The sequence below is a fragment of the Microbacterium sp. AC215 genome (genome assembly GCF_979258645.1).
In genome coordinates this window covers 2,649,872-2,667,183 of the sequence record NZ_OZ409869.1, presented here as the reverse complement: position 1 = coordinate 2,667,183, position 17,312 = coordinate 2,649,872, and the positions used below count along the sequence as shown (strand labels likewise).

General features: G+C 68.3%; 19 protein-coding genes and 1 pseudogene. 5 read left to right on the top strand and 15 right to left on the bottom strand.

Annotated features, from left to right (window positions below; all coding sequences use genetic code 11):
- Nucleotides 1-2: 2 nt before the first annotated feature.
- The 13 genes and pseudogenes from ACZZZF_RS13010 to hemE all read right to left on the bottom strand — a co-directional run.
- Nucleotides 3-143 (bottom strand): annotated as a pseudogene (locus ACZZZF_RS13010) (hypothetical protein); the annotation flags it as partial.
- Nucleotides 144-284: 141 nt separating this feature from the next.
- Entirely contained in the window at nucleotides 285-734 is a 450-nt protein-coding gene (locus tag ACZZZF_RS13005) for a hypothetical protein (protein WP_053097989.1), read from the bottom strand.
- Nucleotides 735-1,106: 372 nt separating this feature from the next.
- Nucleotides 1,107-2,435: a glutamate-1-semialdehyde 2,1-aminomutase gene (gene hemL / locus ACZZZF_RS13000; protein WP_463498692.1), complete on the bottom strand. Its 1,329-nt coding sequence runs from the start codon at nucleotides 2,433-2,435 to the stop codon at nucleotides 1,107-1,109.
- A gap of 111 nt (nucleotides 2,436-2,546) precedes the next feature.
- On the bottom strand, nucleotides 2,547-3,524 hold the full coding sequence (gene hemB, locus ACZZZF_RS12995) for a porphobilinogen synthase (RefSeq protein ID WP_463498689.1): 978 nt from the start codon (nucleotides 3,522-3,524) through the stop codon (nucleotides 2,547-2,549).
- Nucleotides 3,521-4,312 (bottom strand): uroporphyrinogen-III synthase, encoded by a 792-nt coding sequence (locus tag ACZZZF_RS12990; protein ID WP_053097992.1) that lies wholly within the window; start codon nucleotides 4,310-4,312, stop codon nucleotides 3,521-3,523. The genes hemB and ACZZZF_RS12990 overlap by 4 nt, the downstream gene beginning before the upstream one ends.
- Complete coding sequence (hemC, locus tag ACZZZF_RS12985; RefSeq protein WP_053097993.1) at nucleotides 4,309-5,325, bottom strand: hydroxymethylbilane synthase; 1,017 nt, start codon at nucleotides 5,323-5,325, stop codon at nucleotides 4,309-4,311. The genes ACZZZF_RS12990 and hemC overlap by 4 nt, the downstream gene beginning before the upstream one ends.
- A gap of 7 nt (nucleotides 5,326-5,332) precedes the next feature.
- Nucleotides 5,333-6,010 carry a hydrogen peroxide-dependent heme synthase gene (gene hemQ / locus ACZZZF_RS12980; protein WP_053097994.1) on the bottom strand — a complete coding sequence of 226 codons (678 nt, stop codon included), beginning with the start codon at nucleotides 6,008-6,010 and terminating at the stop codon, nucleotides 5,333-5,335.
- Nucleotides 6,011-6,079: 69 nt separating this feature from the next.
- On the bottom strand, nucleotides 6,080-6,361 hold the full coding sequence (locus tag ACZZZF_RS12975; protein WP_072592006.1) for a hypothetical protein: 282 nt from the start codon (nucleotides 6,359-6,361) through the stop codon (nucleotides 6,080-6,082).
- Nucleotides 6,348-6,755, bottom strand: a complete 408-nt coding sequence (locus tag ACZZZF_RS12970; RefSeq protein ID WP_053097996.1) for a phage holin family protein — start codon at nucleotides 6,753-6,755, stop codon at nucleotides 6,348-6,350. Before ACZZZF_RS12970 ends, ACZZZF_RS12975 begins: the two co-directional genes overlap by 14 nt.
- Nucleotide 6,756: 1 nt before the next feature.
- Nucleotides 6,757-7,179: a hypothetical protein gene (locus tag ACZZZF_RS12965; RefSeq protein WP_463498686.1), complete on the bottom strand. Its 423-nt coding sequence runs from the start codon at nucleotides 7,177-7,179 to the stop codon at nucleotides 6,757-6,759.
- 153 nt (nucleotides 7,180-7,332) lie between these two features.
- Entirely contained in the window at nucleotides 7,333-8,895 is a 1,563-nt protein-coding gene (locus ACZZZF_RS12960) for a protoporphyrinogen/coproporphyrinogen oxidase (RefSeq protein WP_463498683.1), read from the bottom strand.
- A gap of 57 nt (nucleotides 8,896-8,952) precedes the next feature.
- Complete coding sequence (locus ACZZZF_RS12955; RefSeq protein ID WP_053097999.1) at nucleotides 8,953-9,291, bottom strand: metalloregulator ArsR/SmtB family transcription factor; 339 nt, start codon at nucleotides 9,289-9,291, stop codon at nucleotides 8,953-8,955.
- A 68-nt stretch (nucleotides 9,292-9,359) separates the two neighbouring features.
- Nucleotides 9,360-10,382 (bottom strand): uroporphyrinogen decarboxylase, encoded by a 1,023-nt coding sequence (gene hemE, locus ACZZZF_RS12950; protein ID WP_053098000.1) that lies wholly within the window; start codon nucleotides 10,380-10,382, stop codon nucleotides 9,360-9,362.
- 61 nt (nucleotides 10,383-10,443) lie between these two features.
- Here hemE and ACZZZF_RS12945 point away from each other — a divergent pair, with 61 nt between their 5' ends.
- From ACZZZF_RS12945 to ACZZZF_RS12930, 4 genes are all read left to right on the top strand, one after another.
- Nucleotides 10,444-11,751, top strand: a complete 1,308-nt coding sequence (locus ACZZZF_RS12945; RefSeq protein WP_230101054.1) for a glutamyl-tRNA reductase — start codon at nucleotides 10,444-10,446, stop codon at nucleotides 11,749-11,751.
- A 144-nt stretch (nucleotides 11,752-11,895) separates the two neighbouring features.
- The gene (locus ACZZZF_RS12940) at nucleotides 11,896-12,438 is read left to right on the top strand and encodes a hypothetical protein (RefSeq protein WP_463498680.1); all 543 of its coding nucleotides are present in this window, start codon (nucleotides 11,896-11,898) and stop codon (nucleotides 12,436-12,438) included.
- A 37-nt stretch (nucleotides 12,439-12,475) separates the two neighbouring features.
- Complete coding sequence (locus tag ACZZZF_RS12935) at nucleotides 12,476-13,048, top strand: HhH-GPD-type base excision DNA repair protein (protein ID WP_056280445.1); 573 nt, start codon at nucleotides 12,476-12,478, stop codon at nucleotides 13,046-13,048.
- Nucleotides 13,045-13,470 (top strand): DUF1801 domain-containing protein, encoded by a 426-nt coding sequence (locus ACZZZF_RS12930; RefSeq protein WP_372984079.1) that lies wholly within the window; start codon nucleotides 13,045-13,047, stop codon nucleotides 13,468-13,470. Before ACZZZF_RS12935 ends, ACZZZF_RS12930 begins: the two co-directional genes overlap by 4 nt.
- Nucleotides 13,471-13,527: 57 nt before the next feature.
- On the opposite strand, the gene ACZZZF_RS12925 is transcribed toward ACZZZF_RS12930, so the two are convergent.
- Nucleotides 13,528-14,913: a glycine--tRNA ligase gene (locus ACZZZF_RS12925; RefSeq protein ID WP_053098005.1), complete on the bottom strand. Its 1,386-nt coding sequence runs from the start codon at nucleotides 14,911-14,913 to the stop codon at nucleotides 13,528-13,530.
- Between the two features lie 105 nt (nucleotides 14,914-15,018).
- A complete protein-coding gene (locus ACZZZF_RS12920; RefSeq protein ID WP_053098006.1) occupies nucleotides 15,019-15,708 on the bottom strand; it encodes a GNAT family N-acetyltransferase in 690 nt (229 codons plus the stop codon).
- A 91-nt stretch (nucleotides 15,709-15,799) separates the two neighbouring features.
- Between ACZZZF_RS12920 and ACZZZF_RS12915 the strand changes: the two genes are divergently transcribed.
- A complete protein-coding gene (locus ACZZZF_RS12915; protein WP_463498678.1) occupies nucleotides 15,800-17,263 on the top strand; it encodes a peptide MFS transporter in 1,464 nt (487 codons plus the stop codon).
- Nucleotides 17,264-17,312: the final 49 nt, after the last annotated feature.

Genomic DNA, 17,312 nt, shown 5'->3' with positions numbered 1-17,312 from the left:
CGTCACCTCGATGCTCGCTGCAGCAGCGCGCGCGTACTACGAGGACGAGCCGAAGGACTATCCGCTCGGAGACGCCGACGCATCAGCCGACGCGCAGGCAGCGTCGGATGCCGAAGGTGAGCACCACGAAGGTGAGCACCACGAAGGTGAGCACCACGAAGGTGAGCACCACGAGCACCACGAGCACCACGAAGGCGAGCACGACCGCTCCTGAGGTCGCTCCCCCATTTGCGAACGCCCTCCGCGCCATAAGGCTGCGGAGGGCGTTTCCCGTTCCGTGACGGTCAGGCGGGACGCGGGCGGATCACTGGGCGGCGGCTGCCCTTCGAGACCGGCGTGGGTGACGTCGCCACGATCTCCTCGACGTCCGCCGGCTCATCCGACACATCGAGTCGGAGCGCTTGGGTCAGGGCGAGGCCGTGCCTCGTCGTGAGGATCAGTCGCCGGTACTGCGCGTCCCCGGAGAGATCGATGACCACGCTGGGACGACGTTTGCGGATGAGGACGAAGTCGACGCTGCCTGCGGCCTTCCACGTGCCTGCGGCGAGCACTCCGGGGATGTGCGTCCCCGGGTTCGGCACGCCACGCAACCAGGTCCACGCATCATCGATGAGCTGGACCTTGGTGATGGTGTCGCGCACGAGTCGCACGTTGTCCCGGTGGAAGCTCGCCGCACGCTCGATCGGCGAGAGCACGATCTCGAGTTGCGTCTGGTCCAGCAGCAACGTCACCATGCGTCCAGTCTGCCAGCGGCACCCTTCCAGATGTCTGTGTCTTGTTCACAGGAAGGCAACGATCCGTTGTCGGTTCCCACGATTCCACCCCTTTTCCATTCCGGTGTTCCGCTCGACTTTCGAACAAATCTACTAGATTCGGAACATGACATTCGCCACCGACCCCGGCCTCGAGCAGCGTGCAGAGCTTCTCGACTCCTGGGTCGAGAAGCGACGGCAGATTGTCCGGCTGGAGGACGAACAGCCGGTCGCATCGCTCAGGGCAGCATCGAGTAGGCCTTCACGGATGCGGCATTCCTCGAGCGAGACCACCCGCGCGTCCAAGAGGCCTTCCGCGAGGGAGCCGTCACGGCGGCTGGGGGTCAGCTCCGCTCAGGCAGTCGCGGCGGCATCAGCTGCGGCGCGCGCAGCCACGGGCACAGCTGCCTCGATGCGCTGCAGCTCTTCCTCACCGTGAGCGGCGGTGAGGAACCACGCCTCGAACACGCTCGGAGGGAGCGCCACGCCCTGCTCGCGCATCGCATGGAAGAACGGGGCGTACCGGAACGACTCCTGCGCCTGAGCCTCGGTGTAGTCGCGAGGTGCAGATCCGCGGAAGGAGGCGCTGAAGAGGTTGCCGGCATGGGCGACGGCGTGGGTCGCACCGGCCTCCGTGAGCGCCTCATCCAGGGCGCGGGAGACTCGCGCTGCGGCCGCGTCGACGGTCGCGTACACCTCCGGCGTGGCGAGGCGCAGCGTCGCGAGACCCGCGGCGACCGACAGCGGGTTACCCGACAGCGTGCCCGCCTGGTAGACGGGTCCCAGAGGAGCGAGAAGGTCCATGATCTCCGCACGGCCTCCGAGCGCGGCCAGCGGCATCCCTCCGCCGACGACCTTGCCGAAGGTGATGATGTCGGGCAGATAGTCCTCACCGGCGGCCGCCTGGAGCCCCCAGAAGCCCGCCGGGTGCACGCGGAAGCCCGTCAGCACCTCGTCGAGGATCAGCAGGGCGCCATGCGCGTGAGCGGTCTCGGCGAGCAGGCGGTTGAACCCCGGCAGCGGCGGAACGACACCCATGTTCGCCGCTGCGGCCTCGACGATCACCGCTGCGATGCGCGGGCCGTGCTCGGCGAACACAGCTGCGAGAGCGTCGGGATCGTTGTAGTCGATCACCAGCGTCTGAGCCGCGATGGGCGCAGGCACACCCGCGGAACCCGGAAGCGCGAGCGTCGCGACACCGGAGCCCGCCGCGGCGAGCAGACCGTCGGAGTGCCCGTGATAGTGCCCGGCGAACTTCACCAGCAGGTCGCGTCCGGTGGCGCCGCGGGCGAGGCGGATCGCCGTCATGGTCGCTTCGGTTCCGGTCGACACGAGCCGCACCCGCTCCACCGGCCGAACCTCCCCGAATCGCACGCGGTCGGCGATCAACTGAGCGAGCTCGACTTCGCCCTCCGTGGGAGCGCCGAACGAGAGGCCTCGGGTGGCCGCTTCCTGCACGGCGGCGACGACCTCCGGCTGCGCGTGGCCGAGCAGCGCCGGCCCCCAGGATGCCACGAGGTCGACGTAGCGGTTGCCTGCGGCATCCGTCACCGTCGCGCCGCTCGCCGAGGCGAGGAAGCGCGGCGTGCCGCCGACCGAGCCGTACGCGCGCACCGGCGAGTTCACCCCTCCGGGGATCACCGTGCGGGCAGCGGAGAACAGGTCGTCATTGCGGTCGGTCACAGCACACTCCTCAACGATGCGCGGACCTCTCCCGGCATCCCATCCAGGCTAATGCGCCGACCTGAGGGCGGGACTCAGATCGACGGGGCTCTCAGCGAAGGCGTGCGCGACTCAGCCGCGCAGCCAGCGGGCGGCCTCGGTCGCCCAGTAGGTCAGGACGACGTCAGCACCCGCACGGCGGATCGAGAGCAGCGACTCGAGGACCGATGCACGACGATCGATCCAGCCGTTCGCAGCGGCCGCCTCGATCATCGCGTACTCACCGGAGACCTGATATGCCCACACAGGAATGTGGACGGTGTCGCGCACCTCCCGCAGCACATCGAGGAACGCCATCGCCGGCTTCACCATGACGACGTCGGCGCCTTCCTCCTCGTCGACGACGGCCTCGCGCACACCCTCGCGACGATTGCCCGGGTCGAGCTGATAGGTACGACGGTCGCCCGTGAGCTGCGAGTCGACGGCTTCACGGAACGGGCCGTAGAACGCGCTCGCGTACTTGGCGGCATACGCGAGCAGCAGCACGTCGGTGTAGCCGTCCGAGTCGAGCGCCTCGCGGATGACCGCGACCTGGCCGTCCATCATCCCCGACAGACCGAGCAGCTGCGAGCCGGCGCGCGCCTGCGAGAGCGCCATGGAGGCGTACCGCTCGAGGGTCGCATCGTTGTCGACCGACCCGTCAGCTGCGAGAACGCCGCAGTGACCGTGATCGGTGAACTCGTCGAGGCAGAGATCCGTCTGCACCACGAGTGCATCGCCCACCTCGGCGGCCAGCGCCTTGGTCGCGACATTGAGGATCCCCTGGGGGTCGTCGGCGCCCGAGCCCTGAGCGTCGCGCACGGCGGGCACGCCGAACAGCATCACACCGCCGACACCCGCCTCGGCAGCCTCGGTCGCGGCGGCCCGCAGAGAGTCGAGCGAATGCTGCGCGACTCCCGGCATCGATCCGATGGGCGCGGCCTCGGTGAGTCCCTCGCGAACGAACAGTGGAAGCACCAGCTGACGGGGCTCGATCGAGGTCTCGCGCACCAGTCCACGGACTGCAGCAGACTGGCGGAGGCGGCGCAGTCGTACGTCGGGGAAGCTCACGGTGCCAACTCGTCCGCCGCGTGCGGGAGGGTGTAGCTCGACACCGCGTCGATCAGCGCGTCCACAGTCTGACGGTCGGCGACGACGGTGATCGGCAGACCTGCCCGATCGGCATCCTTCGCGGTGCGCGGACCGATGGCCGCCAGCAGCGTGTCGTCCGGGATCAGCGGGAACTGCTCGCGCACCTGTTCGGCGACCGAACCGCTCGTGATCAGGATCGCGTTGATCCGTCCGTTCTCGACATCACGCTTGATGCGCTCCGTGACCGGGACGCCGACCGTGCGATATGCCACAACGCTGTCGACATCGTGACCGGCCTCCTGCAGGAGGACGCTGAGCACGGGCTTCGCGATCTCGCTGCGCAGCGCCAGGATGCGACGAGGCTCGGTCTCGAGGGCGATGAGCTGCTCGGCCATGCCCGCTGCCGAATTGTCTTCGTCCGGCACCATCGCGACTTCGTAGCCGACCGCCTGCAGGGCGGCGGCGGTCGTCTCGCCGACGGCCGCGATCTTCGTGCGGCGCGGGACGATCGCGCGGTGCGCGAACATCACGTCGACGGTCGTCGCACTCGTCACCGTCAGCCAGTCGTACTCTCCATCCGCGAGCCGGGTGAGAGCGACGTCCAGGGCTGCCTGGTCGGTGGTGGCGGCGAAATTGATCAGCGGTGCCACGACGGGCACCGCGCCACGGGAGCGCAGACTGGCGGCGACACCGTCGCCCCACGGCCCTCCGCGGGGTACGAGGATGCGCCAGCCGTCCAGCGGTCGGTCCTGCTTCGAATTGGTCATGATGAGGAATGCTCTCGGGAGACGAGGTCGGCCGCCCCTTGCTCGAGCAGCCGATGGGCGACAGACAACCCGATCTCGCGTGCTGCGTGCATCGGGTCTGCACCACCGGCAGCATCCGCTCCATTGCCGCTGCCGTTCCGACGAATATACTCCCCGTTCACGGCTTCGGTGACGTCGAGGCCGATACGGCGCCCACCGTCGGTGGCGTAGACGACTGTCCTGATGCGGATCTCGTCGCCCTCGACGACCGCATGTGCGGCCATCGGCGCCTGGCATCCGGCATCCAGCCCCTCGAGAACGGCACGCTCTACGGTCACCGCCAGACGCGTGTCGAAGTCGTCGAGCTCGGCGAGCGCGGCGAGCAGCTCTGCGGGGGCATCCGTGCGCGTCTCCACGGCGAGCGATCCCTGCCCCGGCGCTGTCGGCCATTCGGAGAGGCCCAGCTCTTCGCGGCGCAGCGGGGAGTCCGTGCCGAGGCGCGACAGACCGGCCGCAGCCAGGATCACCGCATCCAACTCGCCGGAGGCGACCCGCTGCAGACGAGAATCGACGTTGCCCCGGATGTCCACGACCTCCGCGTGCGGAGCCCTCCGGTGCACCTGCGCGATGCGCCGGGGGGATCCCGTGCCGACCTTGCTGCCGGAACGGAGCTGGTGCAGCGGTGTGCCGCCGCGAGTGATCGCGACGTCGCGCGCGTCCTCACGCACCGGGGTCGCTGCGATGACGAGACCGTCGGGGATCGCGGTGGGAAGGTCCTTGAGCGAATGCACGAGGAAGTCGCACTCGCCGGCGAGCAGTGCCTCTCGCAGACGCGTGGCGAAGATGCCCTGACCGCCGATCTCCGACAGCGACGCACGATTCGTGTCGCCCTCGCTGGTGATCGGTACGAGCTCGACGGGGCGCCCCGAGATCTTCTCGAGCGCGGCGGCGACGTGTCCCGACTGCGCCTGGGCGAGCGCGCTGCGGCGGGTGCCCAATCGGATCGGGGAGGGGGTCTGACTCTGAGTGTTCATCGTCGACCTACTGCAGCACGTCCGCGATCTCGTCGAACCGGAGGCGTCGACCCGTGTAGAACGGGACCTCCTCCTTCACGTACAGGCGCGCGTCGGTGTAGCGCAGGTCGCGCATGAGATCGACCAGCTCGGTGACCTCGTCGGCTTCGAGCGGCAGGATCCACTCGTAGTCGCCCAGGGCGAATGCCGCGACCGTGTTCGCGATGACCCCGGTGAACGCCGCTCCCTTGCGTCCGTGATCGGCGAGCATCTTCCGGCGCTCCTCTTCGGGCGCGAGATACCACTCCGGCGTGCGGACGAACGGGTACAGGCACAGCCAGTCCTTCGGCTCCACGCCGCGAAGGAATCCCGGGACGTGAGCCCGGTTGAACTCGGCATCGCGGTGCACGCCCATGACGTTCCAGACCGGCAGCAGGGTGCGCAGCAACTCGGTGCGGCGGAGGCGGCGGAGAGCCTTCTGCAGGTCCTCGGCAGTGTCGCCGTGCAGCCACACGAGCAGATCGGCGTCCGCCTTCAGGCCCGAGACGTCGTAGAAGCCGCGGACCGTGACGCCGGAGTCCTCGATGTACGAGACGATCGTCTCGAGCTCCGTGGAGTCGGACTCGGTGACAGCCACATCGGGGTTTCGTCGCCAGACTGCCCAGAGGGTGAAGCCGGACGGGTTCTCTTCGCGCGCATCGGACATGGATCCAGTCTGCCCCCTTTGTGAAGCACTCGCGAACGCGAGTCAGGATGCGAGGATTTCGGCCTGCGGTCAGCGTGAGAGCGCGCGGGCGATCGCCCAGACGGCACCGCCGACGATCACCGCGACGCCCACGGCTCCCGCGATCGCGGCAGCGGGGTTGCGGTCGGCGAAGACCCGCGCCTTCGCCGCGGCGCGCTTGGACGCTGTGTCGATGCGCCGGGGGAAGTTGCCCTTGACCTCGATCGCCGCGAGAGCGGCCTTCAGCTCCGCCCGAGCCGACTGGACCGGGTCGACGATGCCCGCCGGAACCGCTGTCTTGGGCAGAGGCCTCGTGATCTCAGAGTTCGTCATTTCCGGCTTCCTTCACGAGTCTGATGTCTTCGCCCACCGCTTGCGCGGGGTTCTTACGAGCGAGCACCTTGCGGAACTTCAGGATGCCGAGCAGCGCGAACAGCAGCACGGCGAGGATCAGGATGCCGAGCACCGCCAGGGCGGACAGCCAGACCGGCCACCACGACGACAGCCCGGCGATCGCGAACACCAGGATCACCGGCACGGCCCAGAACAGGAAGAAGAGAGCGACGAGGAACCAGACGGAGCCGATCCCCGCGTCCTTCGCCGTCTTCGAGATCCAGGTCTTGGCCGCGTTGATCTCGGCTTTGACGAGGCTGCTGATGAGCTCGGGAAGATCGCCGATCAGGGACAGCAGGCTGTCCTCGGCGCGATCGCGGTATCCGCGGGGCATGTCAGCTGCCAGACTTCGCGGCGGTGGAGCCGGGCGTTGCCGGCTTCTTGGCCGCGGGCTTCTTCGCGTCGTCCTTCTTCGCGGCGTCCTTGACCTCTTGGACGGCGTCCTCGGTGGCGTCGACGATGTCGTCAGCGGCCTTGCGCCCCGCAGCCACGGCGGAGTCGAGTCGCTGCCCAGCGGTCTTGTCGCCACCGCTGGCCGACTTGACGACCTTCTGCACGCCGGTCCAGATCGCACCGGGCACTGCCGCCGCCTTGTCGCCGACGTAGCCCTTGACCTTGTCGACCTGCTCCTGCACCGGGTCGAGGTTCCAGACCTTCAGCCACTGCGTCTTGATCTGCTCGTACCTCTCGCGGCCCGCGCGAGTTCCGAGCACGTATCCCACGCCGATTCCTACGACGAGTCCGATCTTCCCCTTCATGGGGTCTCCTCACGTTGTTCCGGTGTGAACGCCTGGGGCGAACCGACGACTCGGAGCCGCCTGCAGGTGTCCAGCGTAGCCCCGTATGCCGATTTCGGCATCTGTCACGCAGAGGGTTGACAGCGGAGCGACTTTCGGGTTCGTGCGACGGCGTCAGTCCCAGAGCAGCGCCCGACGAAGCCGGTCCGCCTCTTCGCGCGCGTCGGGGATCACCTGGGCGAGACCCGTGCCGGCCAGCCACGCGCCGACGGCGGCGAGCCCGTGCACGCCCTGCACAGCCGACCTCGCGGCCTCTCGGCGCGCACCGGAGCCGATGATCGATGCAGGCTGCGACTGCACGTACCTCGCGCGGTGAGACGCCACGAGGTCGCCCGCAACGAGCGGCACGCCGAGGAGAGCGGATGCTTCGCTCAGCGCCAGTCGAGCCACGGCGTCGTCGTCGAGCGCGGTGGTGGCGGCGGGTTCGCCCTGGGCTCCGAACGAGACCCGCACGACGTGCCTGGGGCCGGCCGCGGCGCGCACCCAGTCCCACTTCGCACTGGAGTGGGTGAGCGCCTTCGCTGTGTGGCTGCCGGGGACGGTCAGCACGCCGGTGCCCCGTGGAGCACCCGCCAGTGCCGACGGCTCCAGCAGCAGTGTGACGATCTCGATCTCCGGAGCATCCGCCGGCGCGGTCTCCGCCAGTGCGGGCACGCTCTTCTCGAGAAGTCGCCTCGCGGCGCCCTCGGAGGTCGCGACCACCACGCCATCTGCGGCGAACTCGATCTCCTCCGTGTGAGCGTCGCCGAGAACGGCGTCTGCCTCGGGAGCGACGTCGGCGTGAGCCTTCACCATCCACGCCTCGGCGGTGCGCGTCAGCTGCGTCACCCGCGCGCCGGTGTGCACGACGCCACCCAGCTTCTCGATATCCGCGACCAGCGCCTCGATCAGCACCGTCATACCGCCGTCGAGCCCTTCCACGGCCGCGCCGGGCGCGAGCGCGGCACCTTCGCGAATCGCGGCTCCGCGCGCCTTCGCAGCTCTGTCCGCGCTCTCCTGCCGCATCGTCTGCACCGCCCCCGAGAGCGATCCGACGCGGGTGAGGGCGGCGTTGAGTCCGGGGGCCGCGATGTCGACGTCGACGTCGTCAGGCGAGGCTGAGTACACACCGGTCGTGACCGGGGCGACGAGACGATCGCGCACCCTGGCTCCCATGCGCGACGACACCAGTCTGCCAAGGCTCTGACTGTGGCCGATCGTCAGCGGCGGGCGAACGCGATCCAGGTACGCACGCCATGCGCCCGACCACCCGATGATGCGACGGACGTCCTCCTGGAACGGATTGCCGGGGATTCCGAGGATCCCGCCGACGGGCAGCGGTGCCGCGCCGATGCCGGGGATGCCAGCGAGCCAGGCGCTCCCTGCCGCGGGCGCGACGATGCGGTCGGCGAGGCCGAGCTCCTCGATCAGAGCGCGCACACGGCCGCCCCTCGTCGCGTAGCTCTCCGCGCCCGCATCCACCACCACGCCGTCGAGCTCAGCGCGACGGATGGCGCCGCCGACGGCATCCGTCGCCTCGAGCAGGGTCACGCGCATGCCGACCTTGACGCACTCCCGGGCGGCGATCAGGCCGCCGATGCCCCCGCCGATGACGACGATGTGCCTCTCCGCCGCCCTCGCGGCGAGGTCGGCCGGTTCGGCGCGGGGCGTCTCACTGTTCGCTGGCTTCGACGTCATGCGTCAATCCTTCCATCCGCCGGGCGAACGGCTTCCAGCATTCGCCGGACAAACCCGTCACGCCTCGGTCTGCACCGCGGATTCCCGCCCGGTGCCGCGCTTGCGGACCTCACGGAGCACGATCTGCTCGGGGCACACGGTCGACAGGAAGTCGCCTACGGAGAGGGCCAGCCGCTCGCCGACGAGGGAGTACAGGATGCGATTGGCATCACGACGCTCGCTCACGAGACCCGCCTGACGGAGAACGCCGAGGTGCCGCGAGATCGTCGGCCCGCTCGACGAGAACCGCGAGGCTATCTCACCCGCTGCGAGCTCGCCCTCTTTCAGATCCTGCAGGATCTGGCGCCTCGTCGGGTGCGCCAGAGCCGCGAAGACGTCCGACGCACTATCTGTCATGGGTGCAATCTAGCACTGACGCTATATTGCACCCTCATGAAGCTCGGCCGCGAAGCGCTCTGAGACTTTCAGATCGAATGGACCAGCTCGACGATACGGGTGAGCTGATCGGGGTCCGCCTCGGGCGGCACGCCGTGCCCGAGGTTGACGATGTGTCCCCTGGCGGCACGCCCGCGCTCGACGACGTCGCGCACATGCGCCTCGAGCACCGGCCACGGAGCGGACAGCAGTGCCGGATCGATGTTGCCCTGCACCGAGACGTCGGGGCCGAGGATCGCGGCGGCCTCGTCGAGCGGCATCCGCCAGTCGACACCGACGCCGTCGGCGATGCCGTCCAGGCGCATGTCGGCGAGGAAGGGCCCGGTGCCCACGCCGAAGTGGATGCTCGGCACGCCGATGGCATCGAGGGCGACACGCGAATGCGGTGCCACGTACGCGCGATAGTCGGCGGTGCTCAGCGACCCGGCCCAGGAGTCGAACAACTGCACGACGGATGCTCCGGCATCCCGCTGGATCTCGAGGAACCGGCGTGAGACCTGCGCGAGCCATCCCGCGAGGCGGTTCCACGACTCCGGATCGGCGTGCATCATGGCCCGCGCCCGCAGGTGCTCCTTCGACGGGCCGCCTTCGACGAGGTACGCGGCGAGAGTGAAGGGAGCACCCGCGAATCCGATCAGGGGGGTATCGCCGAGCTCGGCCGTGACGATGCCGACGGCCTCGGCGATCGCGGTGCCGTCGAGCGACAGCGGGTCGATCGCTGTGATGCGATCGACATCGGCGGCAGACCGCACGGGGTCGGCGAACACGGGGCCGCGTCCGGGCTCGATCTCGACGTCCACCCCGGCGAGACGCAGCGGGATGACGATGTCACTGAAGAACACGGCGGCGTCCACGCCGTGACGACGCACGGGCTGCAGCGTGATCTCCGCCGCGAGATCGGGGGTCAGGCAGGCGTCCAGCATGCGCGTGCCGACGCGCAGCTCGCGGTACTCGGGCAGCGACCTGCCGGCCTGGCGCATGAACCACACGGGAGCATGTTCGGGGCGGGGGCCGGTGAGGGCGCGCAGCAGCGGAGCGTCGGAGAGGACCATGCGACCATCCTCCCATCCGCCGCCGGGCCGACCTGCATGAAGCCTCAGGTAGAATCGTCATGTGCTGCTGGTTGTCACGGCGAGTCACAAGACCGCCTCCTTCGAATTGCTCGAACGCCTGAGCCGCACCCCCGATGACGTCGCCTCCACTGTCGTGGACATGGCGTCCTGCGTGCAGGGTGCGGTCGTTCTTGCTACCTGCAACCGCTTCGAGGCCTACGTCGAGATGGACGAGCCCGTCACGGCAGCGGGTGCGATCGGTGTCGAGGCGGTGCTCGAGGCTGTCGAAGCATCGACCGGCATCCGCGCGTCCGAACTCGACGGCGCCTACGAGGTGCACTCCGGTCGTCGAGTGGCGGAGCACCTCTTCTCCGTCGCATCGGGACTCGAATCCGTCGTCTCCGGCGAAGGCGAGATCGCCGGTCAGGTGCGTCGCGCCCTCAAGTCCGCGCGCAAGGAGGGCACCACCTCGCCCGAGCTCGAGCGGCTTTTCCAGCGCGCGAGCCAGGCGCAGCGCAAGGTCAAGAACGTCACAGCCCTCGGCCGGGCCGGCCGCTCGCTCGTGCGCCTCGCCCTCGAACTCGCTGACAGCCGCATCGCCGACTGGTCGACGGAGCGCGTGCTGCTCGTAGGCACCGGTGCCTACGCAGCCGTCACCCTCGCGACACTGCGCGAACGGGGAGCCGTCAACATCTCGGTGTACTCACCCTCGGGCCGAGCCGAGAAGTTCGCCGCAAAGCACGGCATCCGCCCGGTCGCCGCAGAAGACTACGCGCGCGTTGCCTCGCGCTCGAGCCTGCTGATCACCTGCACGACGGCGACCGCTCCTGTGCTGACACCTGAGCACCTGCAGGCGCCGACCGGCATCGCACCCGAGGGATGCCCCGTCGCGTCGCACAGCCAGATGGTCGTCGACCTGGGCATGCCGCGCAACGTCGACCCCGCCGTCGCAGCGCTCGAAGGCGTCGCGCTGCTCGACCTCGAGACCATCAGCCTGCACGCACCGCTCGAAGAGCTGCAGGCGACGGATGCCGCACGCACCGTGGTGCGCGAAGCAGCTGACACGTTCCACGTCGTCGGCAGCCGACAGAGCGTCACGCCGTCGGTCGTCGCCCTGCGGTCGCATATGTTCGCGCTGCTCGAGGCCGAGATCGGCCGCGCTCGCGCACGCGGCGATGACGACGGCAGGGTCGAGCAGGCGCTTCGCCACCTGACCGGCGTGCTGCTGCACGTGCCGACCACCCGCGCCCACGAACTGGCCGCCGCCGGCCGCGCGGACGATTTCGCAACTGCGCTCTCGACGCTGTACGGCATCGAGCCGGTCGAGTCCGCGCTGTCATCCGATACCGACGGCGCCGCGACCGCCTGAGCCGCGCTCCTTCTGCACAGGAGCCCTCTGTGGTGGTCTTTCCACAGCACTCGGGAGAAGCACGGCGGTCGCCCCGGCGGCCACTTCGATGCTTCATATCGTCGAACCCCTGACAGCGTCGATCACGCGGCGCAGACTGGGGGAATGCTCGTGGATCCGAACCTGATCGGCATCATCATCGCCCTCTTCGGCGTCACCGCCACCGTGCTCGGCGGCGTCTCTCGGATGCTTGCAAAGCAGGCCAAAGGGCTCGAAGTACGGTTCGACAGGATCGACGAGCGATTCGACAGGGTCGATGAACGGTTCGCGAGGGTCGAAGGCGACATCGCGGAGCTCCGCACCGAACTCAAGACCGACATCGCCGAACTACGCACCGAACTCAAAGGCGACATCGGCGAACTACGCACCGAACTCAAGGGCGACATCGCCGAGCTCCGGTCGGAACTGAAAGGCGACATGGCCCAACTCCGCACCGAACTCAAGACCGAGATCGCCGAACTCCGCACTGAACTCAAAGGCGACATCGCGAAACTCCGCACCGAACTCAAGGGCGACATCGCCGAGCTCCGGTCGGAACTCAAGCAGGACATCTACGACGTCAAGACAGAGCTCAAGGCCGATATCGCCGATGTCCGAATCTCGGTCGCGCGTCTCGAGGGCCCCCTTCCCAAGCTCCAGCGCATCTGACTCCGGCATCGGAGCGAGTCGGTGCCAGACTGGATGCATGGCCCTTCACATCACCGGAGACACCGCCGCAGACGCGCTGCTCACCGACAATCCGCTGGCCCTGCTGGTCGGGATGCTGCTCGATCAGCAGGTTCCGATGGAGACGGCCTTCGCCGGTCCCCTGAAGATCGAGCAGCGCACAGGCGCGTCCGACGCCACCACGATCGCGGCCATGGACCCGGACGAGTTCCTCGAGGCGTTCAAGACGACGCCCGCCGTGCACCGGTTCCCGGGTTCGATGGCGGCACGCGTGCAGACCCTGTGCCAGGAGATCGTCGATCAGTGGGACGGAGACGCCTCGGCGATCTGGACCGACGGTGATCCGTCGGGCACCGAAGTCCTGAAGCGGCTCAAGGCCCTTCCCGGCTTCGGCGAACAGAAGGCGAAGATCTTCCTTGCTCTGCTCGGCAAGCAGTACGGCTTCACCGGCGCGGGATGGCGGGAGGCCGCCGGCGACTACGGCACCGAGGGTTCGTACCGCAGCGTCGCCGACATCGTCTCGCCCGAATCGCTCACCAGAGTACGAGAGCACAAGAAGGCCATGAAAGCTGCGGCTAAGGCGAACGCATGAAACCCACGGGCGATGACGTCGCAGGTCTCATCGCCCGATCCACTCCGGCGGTCCGCCGCCGGGATGCCGAGACGCTGACCGCGCTCATGCAGGAGATCACGGGCCGCGACCCTCAGACCTGGGGCACGATCATCGGATTCGGAAGCTGCCACTACCGGTACCCGACCGGCACCGAGGGCGACAGCGGCCTGCTCGGCTTCGCCCCGCGCAAAGCGGCGACCACCATCTATCTGTTCGACGGCGTCGATGCGCACTCGGGCGCGCTCGAGAACCTCGGCCCGCACAGCACCGGCGTCGGATGCCTCTACATCAAGGACCTGGAACAGATCGACCTCGACGTGCTCCGCGGCATCCTCGAGCGCTCGCTCGCCTGGGTAGAGGCGGGCGGCACCGATCAGGTGCAGCTGACCGTCACCGGCTGACGCGAGAGGCCCGCCGTCCTCTCGGACAGCGGGCCTCTCGTTCCGGTGGTCCGCGCGTCAGGCGCCCTTGAGACGCTCGGCCAGGTACTCGTGCAGATCGTCGATCGAGACGCGCTCCTGCGCCATCGTGTCGCGGTCGCGCACGGTGACCGCACGGTCGTCGAGCGAGTCGAAGTCGATCGTGACGCAGAACGGTGTGCCGATCTCGTCCTGACGGCGGTAGCGACGGCCGATCGCGCCCGCGTCGTCGAAGTCGACGGCCCACGAGCTGCGCAGCGTGTCAGCGACCTCGCGCGCCAGCGGCGACAGGCGCTCGTTGCGGCTCAGCGGCAATACGGCGGCTTTGACAGGGGCGAGACGCGGGTCGAGCTTGAGCACGGTGCGCACATCGGTGCCGCCCTTGGCGTTCGGCACCTCTTCTTCGCGATACGCGTCCACGAGGAACGCCATCATGGCGCGAGTGAGGCCGAACGAGGGCTCGATCACGTAGGGCGTGTAACGGTCGCCGGTGGCCTGGTCGAAGTAGGTCAGGCTCTGGCCCGAGGCTTCGCTGTGGCTCGACAGGTCGTAATCGGTGCGGTTCGCGACGCCCATGAGCTCACCCCACTCCTTGCCCGTGAAACCGAAGCGGTACTCGACGTCGATGGTGCCGGCCGAATAGTGCGCGCGGTCATCTTCGGGAACGTCGAACTGGCGCATGTTCTCGGGGTCGATGCCCAGATCGATGAACCAGTTCCAGCACGCCTCGACCCAGTGGTCGAACCACTCCTGAGCCTCTGCGGGCGGCGTGAAGAACTCGATCTCCATCTGCTCGAACTCACGGGTGCGGAAGATGAAGTTTCCGGGCGTGATCTCGTTGCGGAACGCCTTGCCGACCTGGCCGATGCCGAACGGCGGCTTCTTGCGGCTGGCGGTGAGCACGTTCGAGAAGTTCACGAAGATGCCCTGAGCCGTCTCGGGGCGCAGGAAGTGCAGCCCGGACTCGTCGTCGACGACTCCCAGGTAGGTCTTGACGAGACCCGAGAACGACTTGGGCTCGGTGTACTGTCCCTTCGTGCCGCAGTTCGGGCACGGCACATCGGCGAGGCCGTTCTCCGCCTTGCGGCCCTTGCGCGCCTCGAAGTCCTCGATCAGGTTGTCGGCACGGAAGCGCTTGTGGCAGCTGAGGCACTCGACCAGCGGATCGGTGAAGGTCGCGACGTGACCGGACGCCTCCCACACGCGCTTGGGCAGGATGATGCTCGAGTCGAGGCCGACCATATCGCCGCGGCCGCGCACGAACGTCTGCCACCACTGGCGGCGGATGTTCTCCTTGAGCTCGGTGCCGAGGGGACCGTAATCCCACGCGGACCGCGAACCGCCGTAGATCTCACCCGCCTGGAAGACGAACCCGCGGTGGCGGGCAAGGGCGATGACCTTGTCTAGACGGGACTGTTCGGCCACGGTGGCTCCAATGGTCGGCGGTGGGAAAGCCCGTGATCACGGGCACCTCAATCTTATCCGCGACCGCTTCGCGTCAGGACCCCGGCGAGGCCAGGTGTGCGGCGCTCAGGCCGTGAAGAGGTAGCCCTTCTCGACATCGAACCCCGAGAGAGCGAGGCCGCTGCCCAGCAGCCCCTCCATCTGCGCGCGCAGCCGCGTGCGCCACTCGTGCGCCGCCTCCGGATCCTCGATGCGCATGGTCTCGATGTCCGAGGGGATCTCGAGCGTCTCGACGATCGCGTCGGATGCCGGTGGCTTGGCGATGTCGGCGAGAGCCCACTCGACGTCGAGTCGGTCGCTCTCGTCCCCGGCATCCCCGCCGCCGAAGATGCCGTAGCGGTTGACGGAGTATCCGGTGACACGTGCGCCGAGAACGGTGAGGAAGAAGTGCGCGTTGCGGGCGACGAGCGGATCGAACGTCCAGGTGATGCGGCCGACATCGCGCGAGAACGCCCACTGGCGCTGGTGCTCCTTGAGCTCGCGCCCCCACCCGCGTCCGCGGTAGTCGGGCAGCAGTGCCGTGATGTGCGAGTGCATCGCCCGGCGTCCGGGTGCGCCGAAGAACGCGATCGACGCGCCCACCATCCGCTCTTCGCCGCTCTCGGCGTCGAAGAGGCCGACGACGTAGTTGCCGGATTGCTGCAGGGCGCGCAGCGTGCCGGCGTCGATCACGCGCTCGGGGCCCCGGATGGAGTCGAGCAGGCCCTGCGCGTCGATGATGAGTTCAACGGTGTCCAGATCACGGATGGTTCGCACGCCCCCAGTCTGCCCCTCCGGTCGCCGTTTTCGGAATCGAGCGACGCGAACGGTCTGGGAACCATGCCGCGAGCGGGCGTACCGTGGAGGGATGTCAACCAGCGATCCGACCGCCGAGAAGTCCGACACCAGGTTCTTCGGGCAGCCCTGGGCGCTCGTCCACATCTTCGGAGTCGAGATGTGGGAGCGCTTCAGCTTCTACGGCATGCAGGGAATCCTGCTGATCTACCTGTACTTCTCGGTCACCGAGGGCGGCCTCGGACTCTCGCAGGCCGTCGCCGGCGGCATCGTCGGCGCCTATGGAGGGTCGGTCTACCTCTCGACCATCCTCGGCGCGTGGATCGCCGACCGGATGCTGGGGTCGGAGCGAGTGCTGTTCATCAGTGCGATCGTGATCGTCGGCGGGCACGTCGCCCTGGCCCTGCTTCCCGGGTTCATCGGAGTCGGCGTCGGGCTCGTGCTCGTCGCCCTCGGATCCGGTGGCCTCAAGGCGAACGCCACGTCGGTCGTCGGAACCCTCTACAGCGCCGACGACACCCGCCGGGATGCCGGATTCTCGCTGTTCTACCTCGGCATCAACCTCGGGGCCTTCCTGGGCCCGATCCTCACCGGCATCCTGCAGTCGTCGCTCGGATTCCACTATGGCTTCGGCCTCGCCGCGATCGGGATGACGCTGGGGCTGGTGCAGTACTCCTTCGGCCGCAAGGCGCTGCCGGACGAGGCGCGCCGCGTGCCGAACCCGCTCCCCCGGTCGCGCTATCCGCTGGTCGCGATCGTCGCGGTCGCAGCCGTCGCGCTCATCGCGGTGCTGGTGCTCATCGGCGTGATCCAGGCCGACAACCTGGCGGACATCGTCATCATCGGAACCATCATCGCGACTGTCGCGTACTTCGCCGTCATCCTCAGCAGTCGGCGGATCGACGGCACCGAGCGCTCCCGCGTGTGGGGATTCCTGCCGCTCTTCATCACGAGCGTCGCGTTCTGGTCGCTGTACCAGCAGCAGTTCACCGTGCTCACGGTCTATTCCGACGAGCGCCTCGACCGCAACATCTTCGGATTCGAGATGCCCGTCTCGTGGGTCCAGTCGATCAACCCCGTGTTCATCATCATCCTGTCCGGCGTCTTCGCGGCGATCTGGACGCGCCTCGGCCCGCGCCAGCCCTCCACCCCGGTGAAGTTCGCACTGGGAGCGATCATCATGGGTGCGGCGTTCCTGCTGTTCCTGCCGTTCGCAGGCGGCGGCGCCAACTCCACGCCCCTGCTCGCGATCGTCGGCATCCTCTTCGTGTTCACCGTGGCCGAGCTGCTCATCTCTCCCGTGGGGCTGTCGGTCACGACGAAGCTCGCGCCGAAGGTGTTCCACACCCAGATGGTGGCGCTGTTCTTCCTGTCGATCGCACTCGGCACCGCGATCTCGGGCTGGCTCGTGCAGTTCTACGACCCGAAGAACGAGGTGCCGTACTTCTCGATCCTCGGCGCGATAGCGATCGTGGTCGGCCTCGGTCTGCTGTTCGCCGTCAAGCCGGTGCTGCGACTGATGAAGGGCGTGAGCTGACGATCGCATCGTCCTCGCGCCTCCGGTGTCGCAGACGCCGATAGCCTGA

Excerpts from the sequence above, each read along its gene's own strand:
- ACZZZF_RS12935 (WP_056280445.1), top strand. The coding sequence starts at position 12,476 with ATGGCCCTTCACATCACCGGAGACACCGCCGCAGACGCGCTGCTCACC.
- ACZZZF_RS12965 (WP_463498686.1), bottom strand. The coding sequence starts at position 7,179 with ATGAAGGGGAAGATCGGACTCGTCGTAGGAATCGGCGTGGGATACGTG.
- hemC (WP_053097993.1), bottom strand. The coding sequence starts at position 5,325 with ATGAACACTCAGAGTCAGACCCCCTCCCCGATCCGATTGGGCACCCGC.
- ACZZZF_RS12940 (WP_463498680.1), top strand. The coding sequence starts at position 11,896 with ATGCTCGTGGATCCGAACCTGATCGGCATCATCATCGCCCTCTTCGGC.
- ACZZZF_RS12915 (WP_463498678.1), top strand. The coding sequence starts at position 15,800 with ATGTCAACCAGCGATCCGACCGCCGAGAAGTCCGACACCAGGTTCTTC.
- ACZZZF_RS12970 (WP_053097996.1), bottom strand. The coding sequence starts at position 6,755 with ATGCCCCGCGGATACCGCGATCGCGCCGAGGACAGCCTGCTGTCCCTG.
- ACZZZF_RS13005 (WP_053097989.1), bottom strand. The coding sequence starts at position 734 with ATGGTGACGTTGCTGCTGGACCAGACGCAACTCGAGATCGTGCTCTCG.
- hemQ (WP_053097994.1), bottom strand. The coding sequence starts at position 6,010 with ATGTCCGATGCGCGCGAAGAGAACCCGTCCGGCTTCACCCTCTGGGCA.
- ACZZZF_RS12990 (WP_053097992.1), bottom strand. The coding sequence starts at position 4,312 with ATGACCAATTCGAAGCAGGACCGACCGCTGGACGGCTGGCGCATCCTC.
- ACZZZF_RS12960 (WP_463498683.1), bottom strand. The coding sequence starts at position 8,895 with ATGACGTCGAAGCCAGCGAACAGTGAGACGCCCCGCGCCGAACCGGCC.
- ACZZZF_RS12955 (WP_053097999.1), bottom strand. The coding sequence starts at position 9,291 with ATGACAGATAGTGCGTCGGACGTCTTCGCGGCTCTGGCGCACCCGACG.
- ACZZZF_RS12930 (WP_372984079.1), top strand. The coding sequence starts at position 13,045 with ATGAAACCCACGGGCGATGACGTCGCAGGTCTCATCGCCCGATCCACT.
- hemE (WP_053098000.1), bottom strand. The coding sequence starts at position 10,382 with ATGGTCCTCTCCGACGCTCCGCTGCTGCGCGCCCTCACCGGCCCCCGC.
- ACZZZF_RS12975 (WP_072592006.1), bottom strand. The coding sequence starts at position 6,361 with ATGACGAACTCTGAGATCACGAGGCCTCTGCCCAAGACAGCGGTTCCG.